The sequence below is a fragment of the uncultured Shimia sp. genome (assembly GCF_947493595.1).
Taxonomy (GTDB): domain Bacteria; phylum Pseudomonadota; class Alphaproteobacteria; order Rhodobacterales; family Rhodobacteraceae; genus Shimia.
This window is the reverse complement of the sequence record NZ_CANLRL010000008.1, coordinates 105,128-125,296: the sequence shown is the minus strand read 5'-3', so window position 1 is coordinate 125,296 and position 20,169 is coordinate 105,128. Positions and strand designations below refer to the sequence as shown.

At 57.3% G+C, this 20,169-nt stretch carries 16 protein-coding genes; 11 read left to right on the top strand and 5 right to left on the bottom strand.

All coding sequences use genetic code 11. The annotated features are described in order from the left end of the window. Nucleotides 1-14 precede the first annotated feature (14 nt). The 3 genes from Q0955_RS17120 to Q0955_RS17110 all read left to right on the top strand — a co-directional run bounded on the left by Q0955_RS17120 (nucleotide 15) and on the right by Q0955_RS17110 (nucleotide 3,180). Nucleotides 15-362 (top strand): hypothetical protein, encoded by a 348-nt coding sequence (locus Q0955_RS17120; protein ID WP_299426738.1) that lies wholly within the window; start codon nucleotides 15-17, stop codon nucleotides 360-362. A 542-nt stretch (nucleotides 363-904) separates the two neighbouring features. Continuing rightward, nucleotides 905-1,816 (top strand): transferrin-binding protein-like solute binding protein, encoded by a 912-nt coding sequence (locus Q0955_RS17115; RefSeq protein WP_299426735.1) that lies wholly within the window; start codon nucleotides 905-907, stop codon nucleotides 1,814-1,816. Between the two features lie 86 nt (nucleotides 1,817-1,902). Beyond that, on the top strand, nucleotides 1,903-3,180 hold the full coding sequence (locus tag Q0955_RS17110; RefSeq protein WP_299426732.1) for a porin family protein: 1,278 nt from the start codon (nucleotides 1,903-1,905) through the stop codon (nucleotides 3,178-3,180). On the opposite strand, the gene Q0955_RS17105 is transcribed toward Q0955_RS17110, so the two are convergent. Continuing rightward, entirely contained in the window at nucleotides 3,131-4,006 is an 876-nt protein-coding gene (locus Q0955_RS17105) for a DMT family transporter (RefSeq protein WP_299426729.1), read from the bottom strand. The genes Q0955_RS17110 and Q0955_RS17105 overlap by 50 nt on opposite strands. A 121-nt stretch (nucleotides 4,007-4,127) precedes the next feature. On the opposite strand from Q0955_RS17105, the gene dacB reads away from it, so the two are divergent. From dacB to Q0955_RS17085, 4 genes are all read left to right on the top strand, one after another. Beyond that, a complete protein-coding gene (gene dacB, locus Q0955_RS17100; RefSeq protein WP_299426726.1) occupies nucleotides 4,128-5,624 on the top strand; it encodes a D-alanyl-D-alanine carboxypeptidase/D-alanyl-D-alanine-endopeptidase in 1,497 nt (498 codons plus the stop codon). 310 nt (nucleotides 5,625-5,934) lie between these two features. Further along, nucleotides 5,935-7,491: a PAS domain-containing hybrid sensor histidine kinase/response regulator gene (locus Q0955_RS17095; RefSeq protein ID WP_299426723.1), complete on the top strand. Its 1,557-nt coding sequence runs from the start codon at nucleotides 5,935-5,937 to the stop codon at nucleotides 7,489-7,491. 210 nt (nucleotides 7,492-7,701) lie between these two features. After that, nucleotides 7,702-9,375, top strand: coding sequence for an ATP-binding protein (locus tag Q0955_RS17090; RefSeq protein ID WP_299426720.1), 1,674 nt, complete (start codon nucleotides 7,702-7,704; stop codon nucleotides 9,373-9,375). A gap of 234 nt (nucleotides 9,376-9,609) precedes the next feature. Next, a complete protein-coding gene (locus Q0955_RS17085; RefSeq protein ID WP_299426717.1) occupies nucleotides 9,610-11,256 on the top strand; it encodes an ATP-binding protein in 1,647 nt (548 codons plus the stop codon). Nucleotides 11,257-11,272: 16 nt separating this feature from the next. On the opposite strand, the gene Q0955_RS17080 is transcribed toward Q0955_RS17085, so the two are convergent. Continuing rightward, nucleotides 11,273-11,695, bottom strand: a complete 423-nt coding sequence (locus Q0955_RS17080; protein WP_299426714.1) for a tellurite resistance TerB family protein — start codon at nucleotides 11,693-11,695, stop codon at nucleotides 11,273-11,275. Between the two features lie 143 nt (nucleotides 11,696-11,838). Here Q0955_RS17080 and Q0955_RS17075 point away from each other — a divergent pair, with 143 nt between their 5' ends. Then, entirely contained in the window at nucleotides 11,839-13,491 is a 1,653-nt protein-coding gene (locus Q0955_RS17075; protein ID WP_299426711.1) for a lysine--tRNA ligase, read from the top strand. A gap of 62 nt (nucleotides 13,492-13,553) precedes the next feature. Here the strand turns inward: Q0955_RS17075 and Q0955_RS17070 are convergent, their stop codons facing one another. Next, a complete protein-coding gene (locus Q0955_RS17070) occupies nucleotides 13,554-14,438 on the bottom strand; it encodes a DMT family transporter (protein ID WP_299426708.1) in 885 nt (294 codons plus the stop codon). A 325-nt stretch (nucleotides 14,439-14,763) separates the two neighbouring features. Between Q0955_RS17070 and Q0955_RS17065 the strand changes: the two genes are divergently transcribed. From Q0955_RS17065 to Q0955_RS17055, 3 genes are all read left to right on the top strand, one after another. Beyond that, a complete protein-coding gene (locus Q0955_RS17065) occupies nucleotides 14,764-15,945 on the top strand; it encodes an aspartate aminotransferase family protein (protein WP_299426705.1) in 1,182 nt (393 codons plus the stop codon). 11 nt (nucleotides 15,946-15,956) lie between these two features. Beyond that, nucleotides 15,957-16,883 (top strand): ornithine carbamoyltransferase, encoded by a 927-nt coding sequence (argF, locus tag Q0955_RS17060; RefSeq protein WP_299426702.1) that lies wholly within the window; start codon nucleotides 15,957-15,959, stop codon nucleotides 16,881-16,883. Between the two features lie 113 nt (nucleotides 16,884-16,996). Continuing rightward, nucleotides 16,997-18,052: a 2-dehydropantoate 2-reductase gene (locus Q0955_RS17055; RefSeq protein WP_299426699.1), complete on the top strand. Its 1,056-nt coding sequence runs from the start codon at nucleotides 16,997-16,999 to the stop codon at nucleotides 18,050-18,052. Nucleotides 18,053-18,055: 3 nt separating this feature from the next. Here Q0955_RS17055 and Q0955_RS17050 read toward each other — a convergent pair whose 3' ends face one another. Both Q0955_RS17050 and Q0955_RS17045 read right to left on the bottom strand, forming a co-directional pair. Then, on the bottom strand, nucleotides 18,056-19,537 hold the full coding sequence (locus tag Q0955_RS17050; protein WP_299426696.1) for an inorganic phosphate transporter: 1,482 nt from the start codon (nucleotides 19,535-19,537) through the stop codon (nucleotides 18,056-18,058). A 91-nt stretch (nucleotides 19,538-19,628) separates the two neighbouring features. Next, on the bottom strand, nucleotides 19,629-20,087 hold the full coding sequence (locus tag Q0955_RS17045; RefSeq protein ID WP_299426693.1) for an NUDIX hydrolase: 459 nt from the start codon (nucleotides 20,085-20,087) through the stop codon (nucleotides 19,629-19,631). Nucleotides 20,088-20,169: the final 82 nt, after the last annotated feature.

The window sequence follows — 20,169 nt, the reverse complement described above, 5'->3', positions numbered from 1 at the left end:
AAGATGTTAACGCCATGACACAAGCGCCAGTGCTGGCACTAAACGAAAGTGATGTTCGCGCGCTAACCAGACAGGCGGCTGCGGTCTCTGACATCTATGCCGCGCGGTTTGGCATTCATCGGGATGCTGCGTGGTATCTGGCCAAGATGACCGAAGAGCTGGGCGAGTTGCAGGCGGCCTATCTGGCGACACAAGGGGCGCAGCGGGGTGAGGTCGCTTTGACAGAGGCGCGTCAAAACCTGATAGATGAAGCGGCGGACCTGTTTGGCTTCCTGATGGTCTTTGCCAATTGGCAAGGCATCGATTTGGCGGACGCATTTGCGGCCAAATGGGGCCGCTATCTTCCCGATCAGGTTGATTGAGGTGCGCCTCGGCTCCCGTATTTTGATGGGAAACCGAGAGGCTGACCGTCTGTCGGTGGGGTGATTCCGTCAGGGCCCCATGCAAAATCTCAGTTTGAGGCGGGGAAAATTCATGGCCAGAATGTGCCGTTTCTGTTCAATTTGAAGCAGTCGAGTTTTTCTAAAATGCAAAGTGCCAGCCGATTAGTTGGCAAAAGCTAAACGTGCGTCACCTACGCGGTTTTTTAGTCAATTTCACTCGCCTGTTCCCTTGTCCGGAGAACCGCTTGATTTCACGGCGCTTGTGGCAATCAAACGTGAATTTTGGGCCGTTGCGGTCACAGAAAAATATGTGATCTCTATTTTGCATTTTGACTGCATTTATGTGGGATAACGCTCAATTTTTAAGAGGTTTCGGAGGGTTAATCCCCTGTAAGGAATGCCGAAACCGCCCGTTAAGGAAAACAGTTTTGGTTGAAGCTCAAGAGTGAGCCGGTGGGAACCAAATCAAGATCAGCGCTCTTCTCTGACCAACGAAATAAACTTCTTACGGGTACAAGAAAATGCTGAACACATCTATCAAGGCCATGATGGCAGTTGGCGCTTTGGTGTCGATTGCAGGCTGCAAAAGCACAATCGAATCTTATGTGGAAAATGAAGTGGGTGACCGCCTGAATGATATGGCGGGCGATCGCCTGTATCTTGCGCATGGTGACACCACTCTGAATGGTCGCGTCCGCACTGCGTCAATGTCGACAGACGGAGACGGCAATGTCACAGGCGGAAGCCCAGACAGCGCGCGCAATGGTTCCTTGGAAATTGGCACCAACGTTGGCGAGCTGGAATCCCTGGGGATGAACAATGGCAGCGCCACCACGCGATTTGGTGCTGACGGCGACAGAATTGACGATGGCATGGATTCATTGCTGATCACCGCACGGTCTTCCAATGGCGAAAAACGCGGTTGGATGGGCAATGCGGATGCATTGGATTTTGATCACCAGACTTTTGGCATGTGGGCCAACGGTGTGGGCACGTCTAGCGGCAGTGTGAGTGTGGGCAGCTTTGGGAGCCGCACGGCAACCGCCGACATGCCAAGCAGCGGGTCTGCAACCTTCTCCGGCCGTTCTGTTGGCATGGTGGTCACCACTGATGGGCGCGCGCTTGTGGCGGAATCCCAAGTTGGCGTGACAACGTCTGATTTCTCTAGCGTGAGCGTGGCCAGCACCAATACCTATGTGCGCAATCTCTCCGGTGGCAATGCCTGGCGTGGACAACATCTGGACTTTGCCGGCACCGGCACAGTCGACGGCAACGGGTTCACTGCGAATATCAATGGCGTAGTTCCATTTAGCGCGACTAGCTCCGGCACGATGGACGGCTCTTTCTACGGCGACGAAGCGCAGGAAGTTGGCGGAACCTTCGAGATGAACGGTGCAATCGGCAATTACACCGGCGCGTTTGGCGGCAATTAAGAAATTCGTCTTACAAGGCGAATGCGAACAGCCCCTCGCGACAGCGGGGGTAGCTCTGAAAAGGGCACAGCATTGGGGTAACCAGAATGGCCAAGGTACTGTCTACAAAACCGCACTTCTGTCTGTTGGCGCTTGCGCTTCTGTTTGCGGCAGCAGCGATGATGCCAGGACAGGCTCAAGCCACGACCCCACCTGCAACAGTCCTGGAAATTGAGCGGTCTTTTGATCAGGCCATGGCGGCGCTGGATGCGGGACAACCTGAGGCGGCGATACCGCTTCTGCAGGATATTCTGGCCCTTGATCCAAAACTGATCCGCGTACGGCTAGAGCTTGCGCGGGCGTATTTTATGGCGCAACAGTGGGCGCGCTCGCGGGAGGAGTTTTTCCGGGTGTTGTCCGGTGATCTACCCGAACCCGTGCGCAAAACGGTTCTGTCCTTCATTCGACAGATTGATGCGCGACGCGGCTTTGACTGGGATCTGTCGATTGGCTTCACCACCGCCGGTGGCTCGCGGACCTATGACAGCGATATTGTGAATGCCAACACCGCCTTTGGGGTGCTGCCGTTTTCGATCACCCGCGCAGACGAAGAGCGTTTGCCTGCGGTGACCGCCACCGGAGCGATGAATTTCCGGCGTGCGCTGGGCAGCAATGCGGCCGGAACGACCACCTCTCTGGGGTTTGCCAGCTTAGGGTTTGACCTGCTGGAGGCGGAAGGGCGGCGGTATGACAGCCTGCAACTTCGGGCCAAGTTTGGCTTGCGACTGTTGTCTGAGAAGACCACCGCGTCGATTGCGCCTTTTGCCTCAACGCAGTGGGCGGCAGGGGACCCTTATGAGGATCGGTTTGGCATTGAAGCGGCGTTTGAGCGTCGTAGTCTGATGGGGGGATCGGCCTACGGCGGTTTGTCCTATGCTGTTGTCGACAACCGGGCCAACTCGGCGTTTGATGGGCGCTTTATGTCGGCATTGGCCGGGTTCCGGCGCTCAGTTGGTGGGCGGTCCATTGTGGGGACAGAGCTGTATTACGAACGCCGGACCGCAGATCAGATGTGGGTTGGGCGTCAGGGGTATCAAAGCCTGAAGTGGAGCATTTATTCTTCCGTGGATGTGGGGCGAGGCTGGACTTTGTCGCCGCGGCTTTATGTGCGACATCGGGATGTGCTGGAGCAGCATGCGTCTTGGGTGAACAGCGCGGATGAGACCGGGATTGGCGGCAGCCTGCGGCTGGAGAAAACCAACACGTTTTTGCCTGGCGGCTACACGCCCTATTTTCAGATTGATGCCGAACGCATGCGAAGTGATGTGGAGGCGTTTAATTCGCGGGTGTTGGGGATTCAGATTGGCGTGGAACGCCGGTTCTGATCCGCGACATCAGGGCGGAGGCGATGCCGGCGCCGATGATGAGGCTGAGGCCGAGCCAGGTGTAGGTGTCGGGCAGATCATCAAAGACCAGCCAGCCAAGCGCCACTGCGCTGACCAGTTGTAGGTAGACAAACGGCGCGAGTACGGCGGCTTCGGCGCGGGCGTAGGCAAACAGCAGCAGAAAGTTTCCGCCCATCGAGAGGATGGCGCTGGTGGCGGTGAGGCCTGCGAGGGTTGGTGTCATTGGTGGAACTTGGTCCAGGCAGAAGGGGGTCATCATCACCGCTGCCAGGAACAGCTGTGTGAACAGCAGGCTGGTGGGGCGCGCAATCGGGGCGAGCCAGCGGGAGGCTGTGAGGAAGGCGCCGTAGAACAGGCCTGCGGCCAGCGCCCAGAGCAGGCCGGGGGACATGTCAAAGCTGGGGCGGACCACCAGCATCACGCCAAGGAAACCCAGGCCCATGAGGGCGCTGCGGGCGCGGGTGACGGTTTCGCCAAGCAGCAAGACGGACAGCAGGTAGGAAAACAGTGGGCCAATGAAGAAGGCGGCGAAAACATCCGCCAGTGGCGCGGATTGCAATGCGGTTTGGATGCAGGTGATGCCGCCGGTGAGCAGGGCGGCGCGCAGCCAGATGCGCCAGTTGGCGAGCAGACGCAGGGTGTCTGGCCGCAGCAGTGGCAGGGCAATTAGGCTGCCGAGCACAAAGCGTGACCAGGCGACAAACAGCGGGCTGGTGCCGTGGACCTGGGTCATGAGTTTGCCGGCGGTGTCCCCGGCGGGGATCATCGACATGGCGACAAACATCAAGGCAAAGGTTTTCCACATGTATGCGGGGTAACATGTTTGTTCTGAGACAAAAAGTCGGTGTATTGATGCGTGATTGCAAACAGAGAATTGCGGAACGGCGGGTTGAACCGGCGGGGCGCAAAAGGCTAAAGTTTTACATATGACGAAGGTATTTTCCCGCCGTGCATTTTTGAGTTTGAGTGTTGCGTCGCTTGGCACGTCTGTTTTGGCGGACGCCCCAGCGCGCTCTCTGCGGCCGGTTTTGCGGCCGTCGTCGGTCAGAGCCTTGCCCAAGGCGGCACCGGCGGCAGACGCGCTGATCCGCGACAGCGGGCTGACCGGCAAGGTCAGTTTTGCAGTGGCGCGGATGGGGGATGGCGCGGTGCTGGAAGGGCATCAGGCCAGCAGCGGCTTGCCGCCTGCCAGTGTCACCAAAGTTCTCACCGCGCTTTATGCTTTGGCTTACCTCGGGCCCAACCACCGGTTTCAGACCAGTTTGGTGGCCGTGGGCAACATTTCCAACGGGGTGTTGCGAGGAGATCTGGTGCTGCGCGGCGGCGGGGATCCAACCCTGGACACCAATGGTTTGGCGGATCTGGCGCGCACGCTGAAAGCGGCGGGCGTGCGAGAAGTCAGGGGGCAATTTCTGGTCTGGGGCGGGGCTTTGCCGTCGGTTGAACGGATTGACAGGAAACAGCCGGATCACGCGGGATATAATCCGGCAGTGTCGGGCATCTCGTTGAACTACAATCGCGTGCATTTTGAATGGAAACGTGGGGCCAACGGCTATTCCGTGGCCATGGACGGGCGCAGCGACAAGTACCGGCCCGAAGTCGATGTTGCGCGCATGAAAATCGTGAAGCGCAGTGTGCCGGTTTACACTTACAAGTCGCAGGGCGGGCGGGATCATTGGACTGTGGCCAGCGGCGCACTGGGCAAAGGTGGTGCGCGGTGGTTGCCGGTGCGCGAGCCGGAGGTCTATGCCGGTGAGGTCTTCCGGACACTGGCGCGGGCGCATGGGATTACCCTAAAGGCGCCAAAGAAAACGCAAACCCCGCCGCGTGGCGCGGTGTTGGCACGCAAGAGCAGCCCGGCACTCAAAGACATCCTCAAAGCAATGTTGAAGTATTCCACCAATCTCACCGCTGAGATGGTGGGCATGGCGGCCAGTCAAGCCCGTGGAGCCCAGCCCGGCTCGGTCAAAGCCTCCGCGGCCGCGATGAATGCCTGGGCGTCCGAAAGCTTGGGCATGCGTGGCGCAGCGCTGGTGGATCACTCAGGTTTGGGAGAAAAGTCGCGGTTGCGGGCGGATGAAATGGCGCTGATGCTGGCGCAGGCAGGGCAACATGCGGTGCTGCGCCCGATCTTAAAAAACATCGCGTTGCGCGACGCCAATGGCAAGGTCAACAAAGGCCATCCGTTGAAGGTTTTGGCCAAGACCGGCACGTTGCATTTTGTCAGTGCGCTGGCGGGGTATGTGACCACACCGGATGGGCGTGATTTGGCTTTTGCAATTTTTGGGGCCGATATCAACGCGCGCGACCGGCTGATTGGCGCGGATCGGGAGCGGCCTCAGGGGGCACGGACCTATAATGGGCGTGCCAAGAAGTTACAGCAGAAGCTGATTGAGCGCTGGGGCACGGTATACGGCGCTTGAGTTTTTGCCATTCCCGCTATGACTGTAAACGCACATTCTAAGCCTTTCTGTCTTTTCAAATTTCTTGACGTGGCTTTGCGGCCTCGTTGATAGTTTTATCAATGGGTTCGCGGTGGCGTATGGCGCAGCAAGGGCGATCAACCAGTTGACGCGCCAACCGAAAGACGCGACCGGCAAGGTTTCGGTAACCAGTTCGGAATAATTTGAGCTAGAGTTTAATTGCCCACTTTTATTGGGCCGTCAGGTTGCGGGATGAGACGTGCGGAAACGCGATAGACTGGATGAATTTGCGTTCTTGGAAGAGGTCCAAATGGGCATCTTCGTGCTTGAAGTGGCCGAAGATGGGCTGCCGCGCTATTTGATGATGAACCGTCTGGCGCGCGCAACTGCGCAGTTGGAGCCAGATTTTGTGGTTGGAAAAACTGCAGCTGAGATTTTTGGCGGTATCACCGGAGAGCGCGCACTTGCCAAGCATCTCAGTGTGATTGAGAGCGGCGAAGAGGCGACCTACGAGATTACCTTCCCCTTTGCCAAAAACGTGATGGAAATCCGCACTACTCTGACGCCGATTTATTATGAGGATGGCACGCTGTCCCATGTCTTGGGGTGTTCGGCGGACATCACTCTTGAGAAGCAGCGTGACGCCGCATTGGCGTTGACCAAAATTGCCAAAAATAAAGCTGAGCAAGCCAATAAAGCCAAAGAGCAGTTTCTGGCCAATATGAGCCATGAAATCCGCACACCGATGAATGGCATTATTGGCATGTGTGAGCTTTTGCGTGAGACGATGTTGAATAACCGGCAAAAGCTGTATTCGGATACGATCTCCAGCTCAGCCAACGCGCTTTTGGATATTATCAATGACGTGCTGGATTTTTCCAAAATTCAGGCTGGCAAATTGTCGATCCATGACGCGCCGTTCTCGTTGCGGGATTTGGTCGCGGAAATCGCCACGTTGCTGAGCATTCGGGCGGAGGCAAAAGGGCTTCGCATTCATGTAGGGTATGGCGACGCCCTGCCGTCCAATTTCTTGGGTGACGCAAGCCGGGTTCGGCAGATCCTTTTGAACCTGATCGGCAATGCGATCAAATTCACCGAAACCGGACAGGTGGATGTGCGGGTTGCCTACAATCCCGATGCGAAGCGCTGGCCCTTGAAGCTGATCGTTCAGGACACAGGCCCAGGCATTGCGGACTCCGAAAAGAAGATGATCTTTTCAGCCTTTGAGCGGATCGACAATTTGGCGACACGTCGGGAGGACGGGACCGGGTTGGGCCTGACCATATCGCAGGCGCTGGTTGAACGGATGCATGGCAAAATCGAAGTGGACAGCACGGTGGGAGAAGGCACAACCTTTACCGTGTCTCTGGCGCTGCCGGTGACCCAAGAAGTGGTTGAGGTGCAAGAGGTTGAGGAACTTTTGATTGCCTCTTACCCGCCGATGGAGGTGCAGGCCGGGCGGTTGGAGGCGGAAACGCAACCGCAGTCGGGTGAGCCGCTCAACGGGATGAAGATCCTAGTGGCGGAAGACAATCGCGTGAACCAGTTGGTGATCAGCAAAATGTTGGGGCCAACCGGCGCGGCGTTGCAGTTTGTGCCGGACGGGCAGCAGGCGGTGGATGCATATAAGGCAGGCGAATGTGATTTGATCCTGATGGATCTCTCGATGCCGGTGTTGGGGGGGCTGGAGGCCACACGGCAAATCCGGGCCTATGAAAAGGATGTGGCGCGGCCGGCGTGTAAGATCATTGCGGTGACCGCCAATGCGCAACCCAGCGATGCGGAAGCCTGTATGAAGGCGGGCATGGATGACTTTCTGAGCAAACCGTTTCGCAAGGGCGAGCTGATTTCCATTATCAACTGGTAATACCGTTCGCCAAGATGCCCATAAGTGGGCGCCTGTGTGTCCCGATCTCAACAAACACAGGTCATTTGGCACTTGTGGCAGTGGTAAAGGTGCTGCAGAAATGCATGTTTAAGGACGGAAGACATCGCGGCTGTGGTTTTCAGCAGTGCAATTGGAGGTAAGGCGCCTGATTTTGTTTGGTTGCAACAGTTTGGTAACAGTTAATCAGCTATGAACTACAATGAAATTTCTCAGCGTCTTTATGGTGTTGACGACATGACAGGTGCCTGCGTGACAGAACTGGATTTCCCTGGCTATTTCGCGCTCTTGAACGCGCTTCCGACCTCCGTTTTTGTGTTGAAAATTGGCGAGGATGGCTTGCCGCGGTATGTGATGATGAACCAGGCGGGGTGTAACCTGGTGAAACGCAGTCCGGAGGAGATTGTTGGCAAGACTGCGTATGAAATTTATGGCGGGGCCATGGGGGATCGTGCGCTGGCAAAACACCTCGCTGTGATCGAGGCCGCCCAAACCACGACTTATCTGGCGGTTATTCCGTTTCCCAAAAAGGTGCTTGATCTGCGCACGACATTGACGCCGGTTTTTGATGAGGCCGGTGTGATGACGCATTTGATTGGGGTCAGCATTGACGTCACTCCAGAGCGAGAGCGGGATGAAGCGCTTGAACTGACCAGGATTGCCAAGGAGAAGGCTGAAGAGGCCAGTAAGGCAAAGGAGCGGTTTCTGGCCAATATGAGCCACGAAATTCGCACGCCGATGAATGGCATTTTGGGCATGTCCGAGTTGATGCAGGAAACCGGCCTGTCGCCGCAGCAACAGCTGTATTCAGATACAATTCACAACTCTGCCAATGCGTTGTTGGGTATTGTGAATGACGTGCTGGATTTCTCCAAAATACAGGCAGAAAAAGTGTCGTTGGTCGAAGAGCCGTTCTCTTTGTTGCAGGTGATTATGGAAGTGACCACACTGTTGAGCACGCGCGCGGAGAGCAAGGACTTGGTGTTGCACACAGATTATGCGCCGATGGTGCCACATGGGTTTGTGGGAGATGCCAAACGGGTGCGTCAGGTGTTGTTGAACCTGATTGGCAACGCGATCAAGTTTACGGAGAAGGGGCATATCACCGTGTCTGTGACACAAGACATGGGGGATGCATTGCATCCGTTGGTTTTGTCGGTTGCGGATACAGGGGTGGGTATCGCGCCGGAGCTGCAGACAGAGATTTTCGCAGCTTTTGAACAGGTCGATAATCCGGCGGCACATCGCGAGGACGGCACCGGCCTTGGCCTTGCCATTTCCAAGGCGTTGGTGGAGCGCATGGGCGGTGTGATTTCCGTGACCAGCGCAGAGGGAGCCGGGGCGACGTTTGACGTGCGGTTGAATTTTCCGGAAGCCGAAGGCGCGCTGTCACATGCGCAACCGGCGGTATCAAATCAACCGGCCCCCCTGGCTTCGCGGAGAGGCATTGATGTGGATGTGGCCCCCGTGCACGTGCCTGTTGAGGACATGCCATCGCTGACCGGTATGAAAATCCTGATTGCTGAGGACAACCGCACCAATCAACTGGTGGTGAGTAAGATGCTTGGGCCAACTGGCGCGGATTTGCGATTTGTCCCGGACGGCCAACAGGCGGTGGATGCTTACAAGGCAGGTGGGTGTGATCTGATCCTGATGGATTTGTCGATGCCGGTTTTGGGGGGGCTTGAAGCCACGCGCCAAATTCGCGCGTTCGAGAAAGATGCGGCGCGTCCGGCGTGTAAGATCATTGCGGTGACAGCCAATGCACAGCCCAGTGACGCCAAGGCTTGTCTGGAGGCCGGCATGGACAAATTTTTGAGCAAACCCTTTCGAAAGGGCGAGTTGATTTCTGCGGTTGCAAGTTAGGGGTGATGCGTGCCCTGTGGGACCAAATGCCGCTTTAAGAAATCCGCTAAGCTGTTACAACAAAAGTAGTATATTTCTGGGGCAAGCGGGCGCTTGAACCAATTCCAATTTTAGAATTTATTAACCAAACGCTGTAAATTTAGGGCGGATTTTAGACACGTCTCGCTTACCATCCGTTGCATCGGTCGCTGGCCATGTGTGGATAGGGACGACGACGGCAACAAGGGGTGACCTGTGATAGGCAACGAGCAGATCGATCCGTTCGCATTTTTGGACAAGGTCGCGTTTTCTGTGTTTGTCTTGGAAGTGTGCGATGACGGCATGCCGCGTTACGTTGCCGCCAATGCCGCGGCACTTCAGTATACAGATTTCACATTGGAGCAGGTGGTCGGAAAAACTGCGCTTGAGGTGTTCGGCGGGAAAGTTGGCCAGCGGGGATTGGCGCACCATCTGAGTGTTATCGCGCAAGCGGAAGAGGTGACTTACGAGGTTCCTTTCCCGCGCGGCAATCGGGTTGCTTTGATGCGCACCACCTTGAGCCCGTTGTTTAACAAAGACGGAAAATTGACCCATCTTGTTGGTTCATCCATGGATGTGTCGGCCAACAAGGAGCGCGACGATGCGCTGGAGTTGACCAAAGTTGCCAAGGAGAAGGCAGAGCTGGCGGTGCGGGCCAAAGAGCGGTTTTTGGCCAATGTGAGCCATGAGATCCGCACGCCGATGAATGGTATTTTGGGGATGTGCGAACTGTTACGGGACACCGCGCTGGACGATCAGCAGCGGCTGTTCTCGGAAACGATTTTTAATTCGGCGAATGCGTTGTTGGAGATTGTGAACGATGTGTTGGACTTCTCCAAAATTCAGTCTGAGACCATCACGCTGCATATTGAGCCGTTCTCTCTACGCAGCCTGATTTCGGAAACAATCACATTGTTGAGCGCACGGGCTGAGACCAAGGGCTTGGTTCTGCTGGAGAATTATCCGCCGGAACTGCCGGACAGCTTTGTGGGGGACGGAACACGAGTTCGGCAGGTGCTGCTCAATCTGATTGGCAATGCGATTAAGTTTACCACAGACGGCCATGTCTGTGTTGGTGTGACCTATGTGCAGGGGGAGATGCGGCCTTTACGGATAGCGGTGTCTGATACCGGTGCGGGTATAGCGCCTGAAGATCACGAGATGGTTTTCTCCGCATTTGAACAGGTGGACCGGCCTGCAATGCAGCGGGAGGAGGGCACTGGATTGGGATTGGCAATCACGCGCGCCGTGGTCGAGCGCATGGGGGGCAAGGTCTCGGTGTACAGTGCACGGGGGGAAGGGGCGACCTTCAAAGTGTGTCTGAATCTCCCGGTTGCAGAACCTCAAGATGTACAGGCCCCGCCGTGTTGTGCGCCGTCGCCAAACAAAGAGGACCGCCCCCCCCAATTGGACTTTGAGCTGGTTGTGTCGCCCGCGCATTTATCAGGAGATGCGGAGAGCGTGCCTTCGTTGCAGGGGACAAAAGTGCTGGTGGCCGAGGACAACAAGACCAACCAGTTGGTGGTGAAAAAGATGCTGGCCCCAACCGGCGCAGCGCTGACGTTTGTCGAGGACGGCAAAGCGGCGGTAGATGCGTATCAAAATGGGGAATGGGATATGATCCTGATGGATCTGTTGATGCCTGTGATGGGGGGGCTGGACGCAACCCGACACATTCGCGCGTTTGAAACAGAGGCCGGTCAAAAACCCTGTAAAATCATTGCGCTGACCGCAAATACACAGCCCAGTGATATTGATGCCAGCTTGGAGGCGGGGATGGATGACTTTTTGAGCAAGCCTTTCCGCAAGCGGGAGCTTCTGTCGATCATCGCCAAAGAGGCGCGGTCATCAGGCGCAACCTGATAACCGCAGGGATGTGTCAGACCATGTGACGGGCGCGGGCGCCGCGTTCGATGCCAGCGGCGTGCAGGCGGTCAATTTCCAGCTCGTAACGGATTTCTTCCAAGATACGCAGCTCGGTTTCTGCCAGGGTGCCATCCGCCGCAGCCACATCGCAGGCCAGCGCGTAAGCGGTTTCAAACAGATGTTCCGGCAGGTCGTGGCGCACAAGGCCAAACAGTGCTGCCAGGCCATCTTCCTGCTCAAACAGTTCAAACACCAGTTGGCTGACATGTTGCATGCGGTCGATGTCATATTCGGCAAAGACCGGGAGGTTGTTCACGGCAACTTGAATTTTCACCAGCTCTGCAGTGCGGATGTTTTCGTCAGAGGCCGATACGGCGATCATCACGGCAACAAGGCAGTCTTGTGGCGTGAGGGTTGTTGGGGTCTTATCCGGCACTGGGAAATCCTTTGAAATAACCTTGTTGCGGTGCAGAATATTGACTGACCCCGCAAGGAGCAATAGGAAGCGGCGGATTGTCTGGTGTAATGAAGCGCTGGGCATGATTTTGCTGAAACCAATCCCGACATCGGAGATGGACAATGTCTGACCTGCGCGACGCAGCCCTCGTATCCAAAGCCTGGCCCTTTGAAGAAGCGCGCAAGCTTCTCAAACGCTATGCAAAGGCTGCGCCGGAGAAGGGATATGTGCTGTTTGAGACAGGCTACGGTCCTTCCGGCCTGCCACATATCGGCACCTTTGGCGAAGTGGCCCGGACCACAATGATCAAGACCGCCTTTGAGGCGATCAGTGACATTCCAACCAAGTTGATCTGTTTCTCAGATGACCTGGATGGCATGCGTAAAGTGCCGTCCAACGTTCCGAATCCGGAGCAGCTGGAGGCGTATCTGCAGATGCCGCTGACGTCAGTGCCGGATCCTTTTGGCACGCATGAGAGCTTTGGCGATCACAACAACGCCATGCTGCGCCGGTTCCTCGATACGTTCAACTTTGAGTATGAGTTTTACTCCGCCAAGGAGTTTTATCGCAGCGGTCAGTTTGATGAGATCCTGAAACGGGCCGTGGAGCGGTATGACGAGGTCATGGCGATCATGCTGAAGTCGCTGCGGGAAGAGCGGGCGGCAACCTATTCGATTTTCCTGCCGCTGCATCCTGAAACCGGGCGCGTGTTGTACGTACCGATGAAAAAGGTCTGTGCGGAGACCTACACTGTCACCTTTGATGATGAGGACGGCAAAGAGTGGACTGTGCCTGTGACCGGCGGCAATGTGAAGTTGCAGTGGAAGCCGGACTTTGGCGCGCGCTGGGCGGCGCTGGGCGTGGACTTTGAGATGTATGGCAAAGAGCACGCCACCAACGAAAAGATCTATGATGCGATCTGTCGTGCGTTGGGCGGGCGTCAGCCAAATCACTTCTCTTACGAGCTGTTCCTGGATGAAAACGGTCAGAAGATTTCCAAGTCGTCCGGCAACGGTGTGTCGATTGACCAGTGGTTGACCTATGCCTCCACGGAGAGCCTTGCGTACTTCATGTACCAGAAGCCCAAAACCGCCAAGCGGATGCACTTTGATGTGATCCCGAAGGCGGTGGACGAGTATCATCAGCAGCTGCGCGCCTATCACGCGCAGGACATCAAGGCGCAGCTTAACAACCCGGTGTGGCACATCCACGGTGGTGACGTGCCGCAGTCCGATATGGTGGTGCCGTTCTCGATGTTGCTGAATCTGGCGTCGGCGTCTTCTGCCGAGGACAAGGCAACCATGTGGGGCTTCATCAATAAGTATGCGCCCGATGCGACGGCGGAAACCCATCCGGGTATGGATGCGGCGGCGGGCCATGCGGTCAGCTACTTCAATGACTTTGTGAAGCCGGCAAAAGAGTACCGTGCGCCAACCGATCAGGAGCGTGCGGCGCTTGAAGACTTGGCTGGGGCGTTGAACTCTGCGGAGACGGCGCTGGCGGTGATTGCCGCGAAGAATGCGAAAGTGGGCAATGACGATCCGCTGCCGGAGCCGGATTTTGCGGATGAAGAGTTCCTGCAGTCGATTGTATTTGCGATTGGTAAGACCCACGGGTTTGAGCCGCTGCGCGATTGGTTCAAGGCGATCTATGAGGTGCTGCTGGGGGCGTCCCAAGGGCCTCGGTTTGGCGGATTTATCGCGCTTTATGGCGTGGAGGAAACCATTGCGTTGATCCACAAGGCGCTGGCGGGTGAATTGATTGCAGCAGAGTAAGATCGGCTGACAACACAGGATTTGAAAGGCTCCGCTTTGGCGGGGCCTTTTGCGTTTCTGGCTTAACTATTTCGGGCTTCGCGCCAGACCAGTACCGCGGCGGCGCAGAGGATGATGCCTGCGCCAAGCCAGCTGATTGCGTCGGGCAGGACCGAGAACACCAAGGCGTCATAGAGCGCGGCGAAGGCCAGAGATGTGTAGAAAAACGGGCTGACAAAGCTGGCGTCTGCCAGGCGCATGGCGTTGATGAAGCAAGTTTGCGCGGAGGCCATCAGCAGGCCAATGCCTGCGAGTGCGGCCCATTGTTGTAAGGTCGGCATTTGCCAGACAAAGGCGGCTGCGGCCGTGGCGATTGCCAGTCCGATTGCGTTGTTGATCAGCAGGATTTGGAAAGGGCGTTCGCGGCCGGTGAGCTTCTTGATGAAGATCAGTTCGCCGCCCATGGCGCAGGCCGCGCCCAAAGCCAGAAAAGCGCCAAACTCCAAGGCGCCAGCGCCGGGGCGGGTGAGTACCATGGCGCCGGTGAAAGCGAGGGCGGCAGAGCCCCAGCGCCAAGGACCGATTTTTTCGCCTAAGAAGGGGATCGCCAGCAACATGCCAACCACCGGGTTGAGGAAGCTGATCGCAGTGGCATCAGAGAGCGGAATGAAAGTCGCAGCGGCAAACATCAGGGTGACGCCGCCCCAGCCCAAGGTGGATCGGCCAATGTGCAACCCCCAGTTGGGGCGTGTGATTTGCGGGCGGATGACCATGGCTGCGGTGGCAAACCCGAGGAATGCAAACAGAAAGCGGCCATGGCTGATTTGAAGTGGGTGCAGCTCTGGGCCCAAAGCGCCGGTGCCAAGTGCCTTGGCCAGCAGCGTGGTGCCAGCCGCGAAGGCGGAGGCTGCTAGGGTCAGTGCGGCAGCAAGGGCCGGATTGCTGCGGGGGAGGGGCTGTTCGCTCATTTGAGGGTTATGCGGCGGCGGCTTTGGGCTGGCAAGGGACATCTAACTGGCAGAGTGGGTGTTGGTTTTCGGGTGCCGATTTGCGTAGATGTCACAAAATTTGCGCAAATCGACACTTGGGGGTTCCCATTTGTCATGGATGGCTCTAGTCAGTGCATATGATCAAACGCACAGATATCCTTTTTGTACGACGCCGACGCGCCACTGCGTGACCGGTACCTGATCCATTGCGCTGCAAAGTGGCGCACAACCTCTCAAAAACATTGACGTAAATGCCCCAAGTGATGCAGTCACAAAGGCTCATGATCTGAAAAGGAAGATCGACATGATCCCGTCCGTTTTGCCGACATACAACCGCGCCGCCCTTACGTTTGAAAAGGGTGAAGGAAGCTGGATGATCGAGGCGGATGGCCGACGTTTTCTGGATCTGGGCGCGGGCATTGCTGTGAACGTATTGGGCCACGCCAACCCGGTGTTGGTGGAAGCGCTGACCGAACAGGCGGGCAAGCTTTGGCATGTGTCCAACCTCTACAACATCACGCAACAACAGGCGCTGGCGGATAAGCTGGTTGCCAGCACGTTTGCCGATACAGTGTTTTTCACCAACTCTGGCACAGAGTGCTGTGAGCTGGCGGTGAAAATGGCGCGGAAGTATTGGAACGACAAAGGCCAGCCGGAGCGGGTGGAAATCATCGGGTTTGAAGGTGCGTTCCATGGCCGGAGTTCCGCCGGGATTGCGGCAGCTGGTTCTGAGAAGCTCGTAGCGGGTTTTGGGCCACTGTTGCCGGGATTCCATCAGGTGGCCTGGGGCGATCTGGACGCGGCCAAGGCGCTGATTGGCGATCAGACGGCAGCCATTATTGTGGAGCCGGTGCAAGGTGAAGGCGGTATTCGTCCCATGGCAGATGAGGACCTCAAGGCATTGCGCACAATTTGTGATGAGGCAGGCATTCTACTGATCATGGATGAGGTGCAATGTGGTGTGGGCCGGACTGGCAAGCTGTTTGCCCATGAGTGGGCCGGCGTGACGCCGGACATCATGATGGTGGCCAAAGGCATCGGCGGCGGCTTCCCATTGGGCGCGGTTCTCGCGACCGAAGAGGCGGCGAGCGGCATGGTTGCGGGCACACATGGGTCGACCTATGGCGGCAACCCTCTGGCCTGTGCTGTGGGCGGCGCGGTTATGGATGTGGTCGCGGAGGACGCGTTTTTGGCGGAGGTGAATCGCAAAGCGGGCTTGCTGCGTCAGAAGCTGGAAGGGCTGGTGGCGGAGCACCCTGAAGTATTCGAAGAGGTGCGTGGCGCCGGGCTGATGTTGGGGCTGAAGTGTTCCAACGCGGCTTGTGGCGACGTTGTGGCGGCAGGCTACGACAACGAGGTTGTGACTGTACCGGCAGCGGACAATGTGGTGCGGCTGTTGCCCCCCCTGAACATCACAGATGAGGAAATTGCCGAGGCCGTTGTGCGGCTTGAAAAGGCAGCCGCGCAAGTTGGCGCAGAAGGTTAAGGACAAATAAGATGAAGCATTTTCTGGATATCAATAAGACCGCTGTGGACGATCTGCGCAGCATGATTGACAGCGCCAAGTCCATCAAAGACGCGCGCAATGGTCGCCCAAAAGGCGCTCTGGATGACGATCTTCCGCTGAAAGATCACATGGTTGCGCTGATCTTTGAAAAGCCGTCCACCCGGACCCGTGTCAGCTTTGACGTTGGCGTGCGCCAGATGGGTGGGCAGACCATGGTGCTGTCCGGCTCGGAAATGCAGTTAGGCCATGGCGAGACCGTGGCGGACACTGCCAAGGTGCTGAGCCGCTATGTCGACCTGATTATGATCCGGACCTTTGAGGAGGCCACTTTGTTGGAGATGGCGGAGAATGCCACAGTGCCGGTGATCAACGGGCTGACCAACCGTACACACCCGTGTCAGATCATGGCGGATATCCTGACTTTTGAGGAAAAGATGGGTCCAATTGCGGGCAAGAAAGTTGTGTGGTCTGGCGACGGCAACAACGTGTTTGCCAGTTTTGCCCATGCGGCAGGGCAGTTTGGCTTTGATCTGACCTTCACTGGCCCGCAGACGCTGGATCCGGAACAGGTGTTCATTGATGAAGCGCGCGCCAAAGGTGTGAAAGTTGAGATCGAGCGCGATCCGGTGAAAGCAGTGCAGGGCGCGGATTTGGTTGTGACAGACACCTGGGTGAGCATGCATGATGCACCGTCTGCGCGGGAGCGTCGCCACAATCAGCTGCGTGGGTTTCAGGTCAACGAAGAGTTGATGAGCCATGCCAAGGATGACGCGCTGTTCATGCACTGCCTGCCGGCACACCGCAACGAAGAGGCCACCAACGCCGTGATGGATGGGCCAAACTCGGCTGTGTTTGATGAGGCGGAAAACCGGCTGCACGCGCAGAAGGCGATCATGAAGTGGTGCCTTCAGAGCTAAACTCTCCCTCATTGGGTGACCTAAGGGCGTCCGCGGTGCTGGCGCCCTTTTTGTTGTTCGGTTGACCGATGTGCGCCTAAGCTGGCTTTGCGAGAGGACAAAGGGAGCGCGTGATGGCTGAGGCGCAGGGGCGTAGGAGCACGCCAAGGGTTGTGGTGGCCGGAGCTGGCAGTATTGGGTGTTTTGTCGGCGGGCTGTTGGCGCGCGGCGGTCATGATGTGACGCTGTTGTTGCGGGCTGACACGGCTGAGGAGATCACGCAGAATGGTCTGACGCTGACGGATTTTGGTGATTTGGACGTGGCCCTGTCGCCGGATCGGTTTGCGATGAGCGTTGACCCGGCATGTTTGGCGGCAGCGGATGTGGTGTTGGTCACGGTGAAAAGCGGGGCCACGGAAGAGATGGCGGCGCTGATAGCAGAGCATGTGCCGCAAGATGCCGTGGTGGTGAGCCTTCAGAACGGGGTGGCGAACGCAGCGCTGCTGCGCGAGATGCTGCCGGGCTGGGACGTGCGGGCCGGTATGGTGCCGTTTAATGTGGTCTGGGTTGGTGGTGGTCGCTTTCATCGCGGCACCAGTGGCGACATCGTTATTGAGAAGGGCCACGGGCACGTGGGGCGGCACCTGAGCGTGCCGGGCTTGGCCATTCATGAACACGTAGACATTGCGGCCGTGCAATGGGGCAAACTGCTGATCAACCTCAACAATGCCCTGAATGCTCTGTCAGGCTTGCCGTTGCGGGAGCAGCTTGGGGACAGGCGGTGGCGGCGGTTAATGGCGGTGCAAATGGCGGAAGCTGTGATGGTTTTGCAGGCGGCGGAAATGGCTTTTCAGAACCCTGTGGCAAAGGTGCCTATGGGGCTGGTGCCGCGGATATTGCGGCTGCCAACCTGGGCGTTTCGGCTGGTGGCGAAGACCATGCTGTCGATTGATCCCAGTGCCCGCAGTTCCATGTGGGAGGACCTTCAGAAAGGTCGTAGGACCGAGATTGATGAGCTGCAGGGCAAGATTGTGCGATTGGCGCGCGTCGCCAATGTGGCAGCGCCCATCAATGTGGGAATTTCCGAGTTGTTAAAGGAAGTGGAGACGCTGGGTGGCGGGGCACCCAAACTTACGGCACAGGAGGTGCAGGCGCGTCTGCGGGCCCTAGACGCACCCGCAGACGGCTAAGGCTTAGCTGCTCAATGTGTTGAGCACGAAGAAGATTGCAGCGGACATCAGGGCTGCGGCAGGGACAGTGATAACCCAGGCGGCGATGATGGTCATGAAGTGGCTGCGGCGCACCAGCTTGCGGCGGCGGCGTTCTTCGGGGGCGATGCGTTTTTCCGGCGCGCGTTGAACGGCGGTTTTGCGCAGGCGGCGCTCGGCGTGCCATTCGCGGTAGAAGCCAACCCCAAAGATGCCGCCAACAGCGATGTGGGTGGAGCTGACGGGCAGGCCGAGCCAAGAGGCGACAATCACGGTGATGGCCGCAGACAGGGCCACGCAGTAAGCGCGCATCGGGTTCAGCTTAGTGATCTTCTCGCCCACCATGCGGATCAGCTTTGGGCCAAACAGGAACAGGCCAAAAGAGATCCCGAAGGCACCAATGATCATCACCCAGCTTGGGATCGAAACCTTGGCGGCAAATTCGCCAAACTCGGCGGCGTGAACAATAGCGGCCAGCGGACCAACTGCGTTGGCGACGTCGTTTGCGCCATGGGCAAAAGACAGAAGCGCAGCGGAGAACACCAGTGGGATACCAAACAGAACTTTGAGCGACTTGTTGCGGTTCTCCAGACCTTCGGACTGGCGGCGAATGAGCGGGGCGGACACCACATAGGCCAGACCACCTGTGGCAACGCCGATCAGCAGCGCGGTTTGCAGGTCGATCTTGATAATTTTCTTCAGGCCTTTCAGGGCCAGATAAGACGCAAACGCTGCGGCCATGATGCCGATCAACACTGGCACCCAGCGGCGGGCGGCGGCGATCTTGTCATCCTGATAGATGATTTTGACTTTGATGAAGGCGAGGAAAGCTGCGGCAATCACGCCACCCAAAACCGGAGAAATCACCCAAGACGCGGCGATTTTGGCCATGGTCGGCCAGTTCACGGCGGCAAAACCTGCGGCGGCGATGCCTGCACCCATCACGCCACCCACAACCGAGTGCGTGGTGGAAACCGGTGCGCCCACCCACGTGGCAAGGTTAACCCAAAGCGCGGAAGAAATCAGCGCGGCCATCATTGCCCAGATGAAGATGGTGGTATTGGCCATTCCGGTTGGATCAATGATGCCTTTGGAGATGGTCGAAACCACGTCGCCACCGGCAAGCAGGGCTCCTGCGCTTTCAAAGAAAGCGGCAATGACAATGGCGCCCCCCATCGTGAGCGCATTGGCGCCCACAGCGGGGCCCATGTTGTTGGCCACATCGTTGGCACCGATGTTGATCGCCATATAAGCGCCGATACCTGCGGCGGCGATGATGATCATCGTATTGGAGTCGCTGCCAGACAGCAGACCAGCCGCCATCCCTGCGAGCACAATGAAGGCAATCGCAATGCCAAACCCGACCATAGGGCGGGAGACATAGAGGGTGGCAGATTCCAAATGGGAGATGCGGTTGAGGTCTCGGTCCAGAGTGGACCATTTCTTGCCTGAGTTTGGCGAGGTCATGACAAAGAATCCCAGCTTTATGTCGTACGGGGGGGCTACCCCCGTCGCTGGGTCATTGCAACGATTTCATTACAAATGCGTTACGAAAGGATTACAATTCTCTTAGAATGGCCTGAAGCTGTGGTTCGTTCACCATACCGGCGGCTTCTTGCGCAGGCACCCATTTGCGGGTGCGTTCCTCCGCTTCGGGGAAATCATCAACCAATTCCATGACCTCAGTCTCAAACACCGTCACGTCGACCGGTACCTCAAGCCCACCATCCAGACGTTTGTCGTAGCCATAGATTCCAACCGGCTGGCTGTTGATGTTGGCTTCTTTCACGCCAGCTTCTTCCCAGGCTTCGCGCAGGGCTGCGCCAGGCGCGTCCAACCCGTTGATTGGCCAACCTTTGGGTAGAACCCAACGGCCAGTGTCACGCGACGTGATCAGCAAAACCTCGGTTGCGCCTTTTGCCTCACGCGTGCAAAGCGCAGCCACCTGAATCCGGCGCGGGCGGCGCAACATCGGTGCGATCACGCTGTCAAAGGCGGACTTAAGGGCGTTGGTCATGGAGGTCTGCTCGGCTTTTTTCGGTTTTATTATCGGGACGGTTCTTTGCTGTTCTTTTTGTATATACGTTTTGGTTGGCAAA

What these genes read in the sequence shown, in the direction of transcription:
- Q0955_RS17050 (WP_299426696.1), bottom strand. Translation starts at nt 19,537, where the DNA reads ATGACCTCGCCAAACTCAGGCAAGAAATGGTCCACTCTGGACCGAGAC.
- Q0955_RS17115 (WP_299426735.1), top strand. Translation starts at nt 905, where the DNA reads ATGCTGAACACATCTATCAAGGCCATGATGGCAGTTGGCGCTTTGGTG.
- Q0955_RS17055 (WP_299426699.1), top strand. Translation starts at nt 16,997, where the DNA reads ATGGCTGAGGCGCAGGGGCGTAGGAGCACGCCAAGGGTTGTGGTGGCC.
- Q0955_RS17095 (WP_299426723.1), top strand. Translation starts at nt 5,935, where the DNA reads ATGGGCATCTTCGTGCTTGAAGTGGCCGAAGATGGGCTGCCGCGCTAT.
- Q0955_RS17070 (WP_299426708.1), bottom strand. Translation starts at nt 14,438, where the DNA reads ATGAGCGAACAGCCCCTCCCCCGCAGCAATCCGGCCCTTGCTGCCGCA.
- Q0955_RS17120 (WP_299426738.1), top strand. Translation starts at nt 15, where the DNA reads ATGACACAAGCGCCAGTGCTGGCACTAAACGAAAGTGATGTTCGCGCG.
- Q0955_RS17075 (WP_299426711.1), top strand. Translation starts at nt 11,839, where the DNA reads ATGTCTGACCTGCGCGACGCAGCCCTCGTATCCAAAGCCTGGCCCTTT.
- Q0955_RS17045 (WP_299426693.1), bottom strand. Translation starts at nt 20,087, where the DNA reads ATGACCAACGCCCTTAAGTCCGCCTTTGACAGCGTGATCGCACCGATG.
- Q0955_RS17065 (WP_299426705.1), top strand. Translation starts at nt 14,764, where the DNA reads ATGATCCCGTCCGTTTTGCCGACATACAACCGCGCCGCCCTTACGTTT.
- Q0955_RS17105 (WP_299426729.1), bottom strand. Translation starts at nt 4,006, where the DNA reads ATGTGGAAAACCTTTGCCTTGATGTTTGTCGCCATGTCGATGATCCCC.
- dacB (WP_299426726.1), top strand. Translation starts at nt 4,128, where the DNA reads ATGACGAAGGTATTTTCCCGCCGTGCATTTTTGAGTTTGAGTGTTGCG.
- Q0955_RS17090 (WP_299426720.1), top strand. Translation starts at nt 7,702, where the DNA reads ATGAACTACAATGAAATTTCTCAGCGTCTTTATGGTGTTGACGACATG.
- Q0955_RS17110 (WP_299426732.1), top strand. Translation starts at nt 1,903, where the DNA reads ATGGCCAAGGTACTGTCTACAAAACCGCACTTCTGTCTGTTGGCGCTT.
- argF (WP_299426702.1), top strand. Translation starts at nt 15,957, where the DNA reads ATGAAGCATTTTCTGGATATCAATAAGACCGCTGTGGACGATCTGCGC.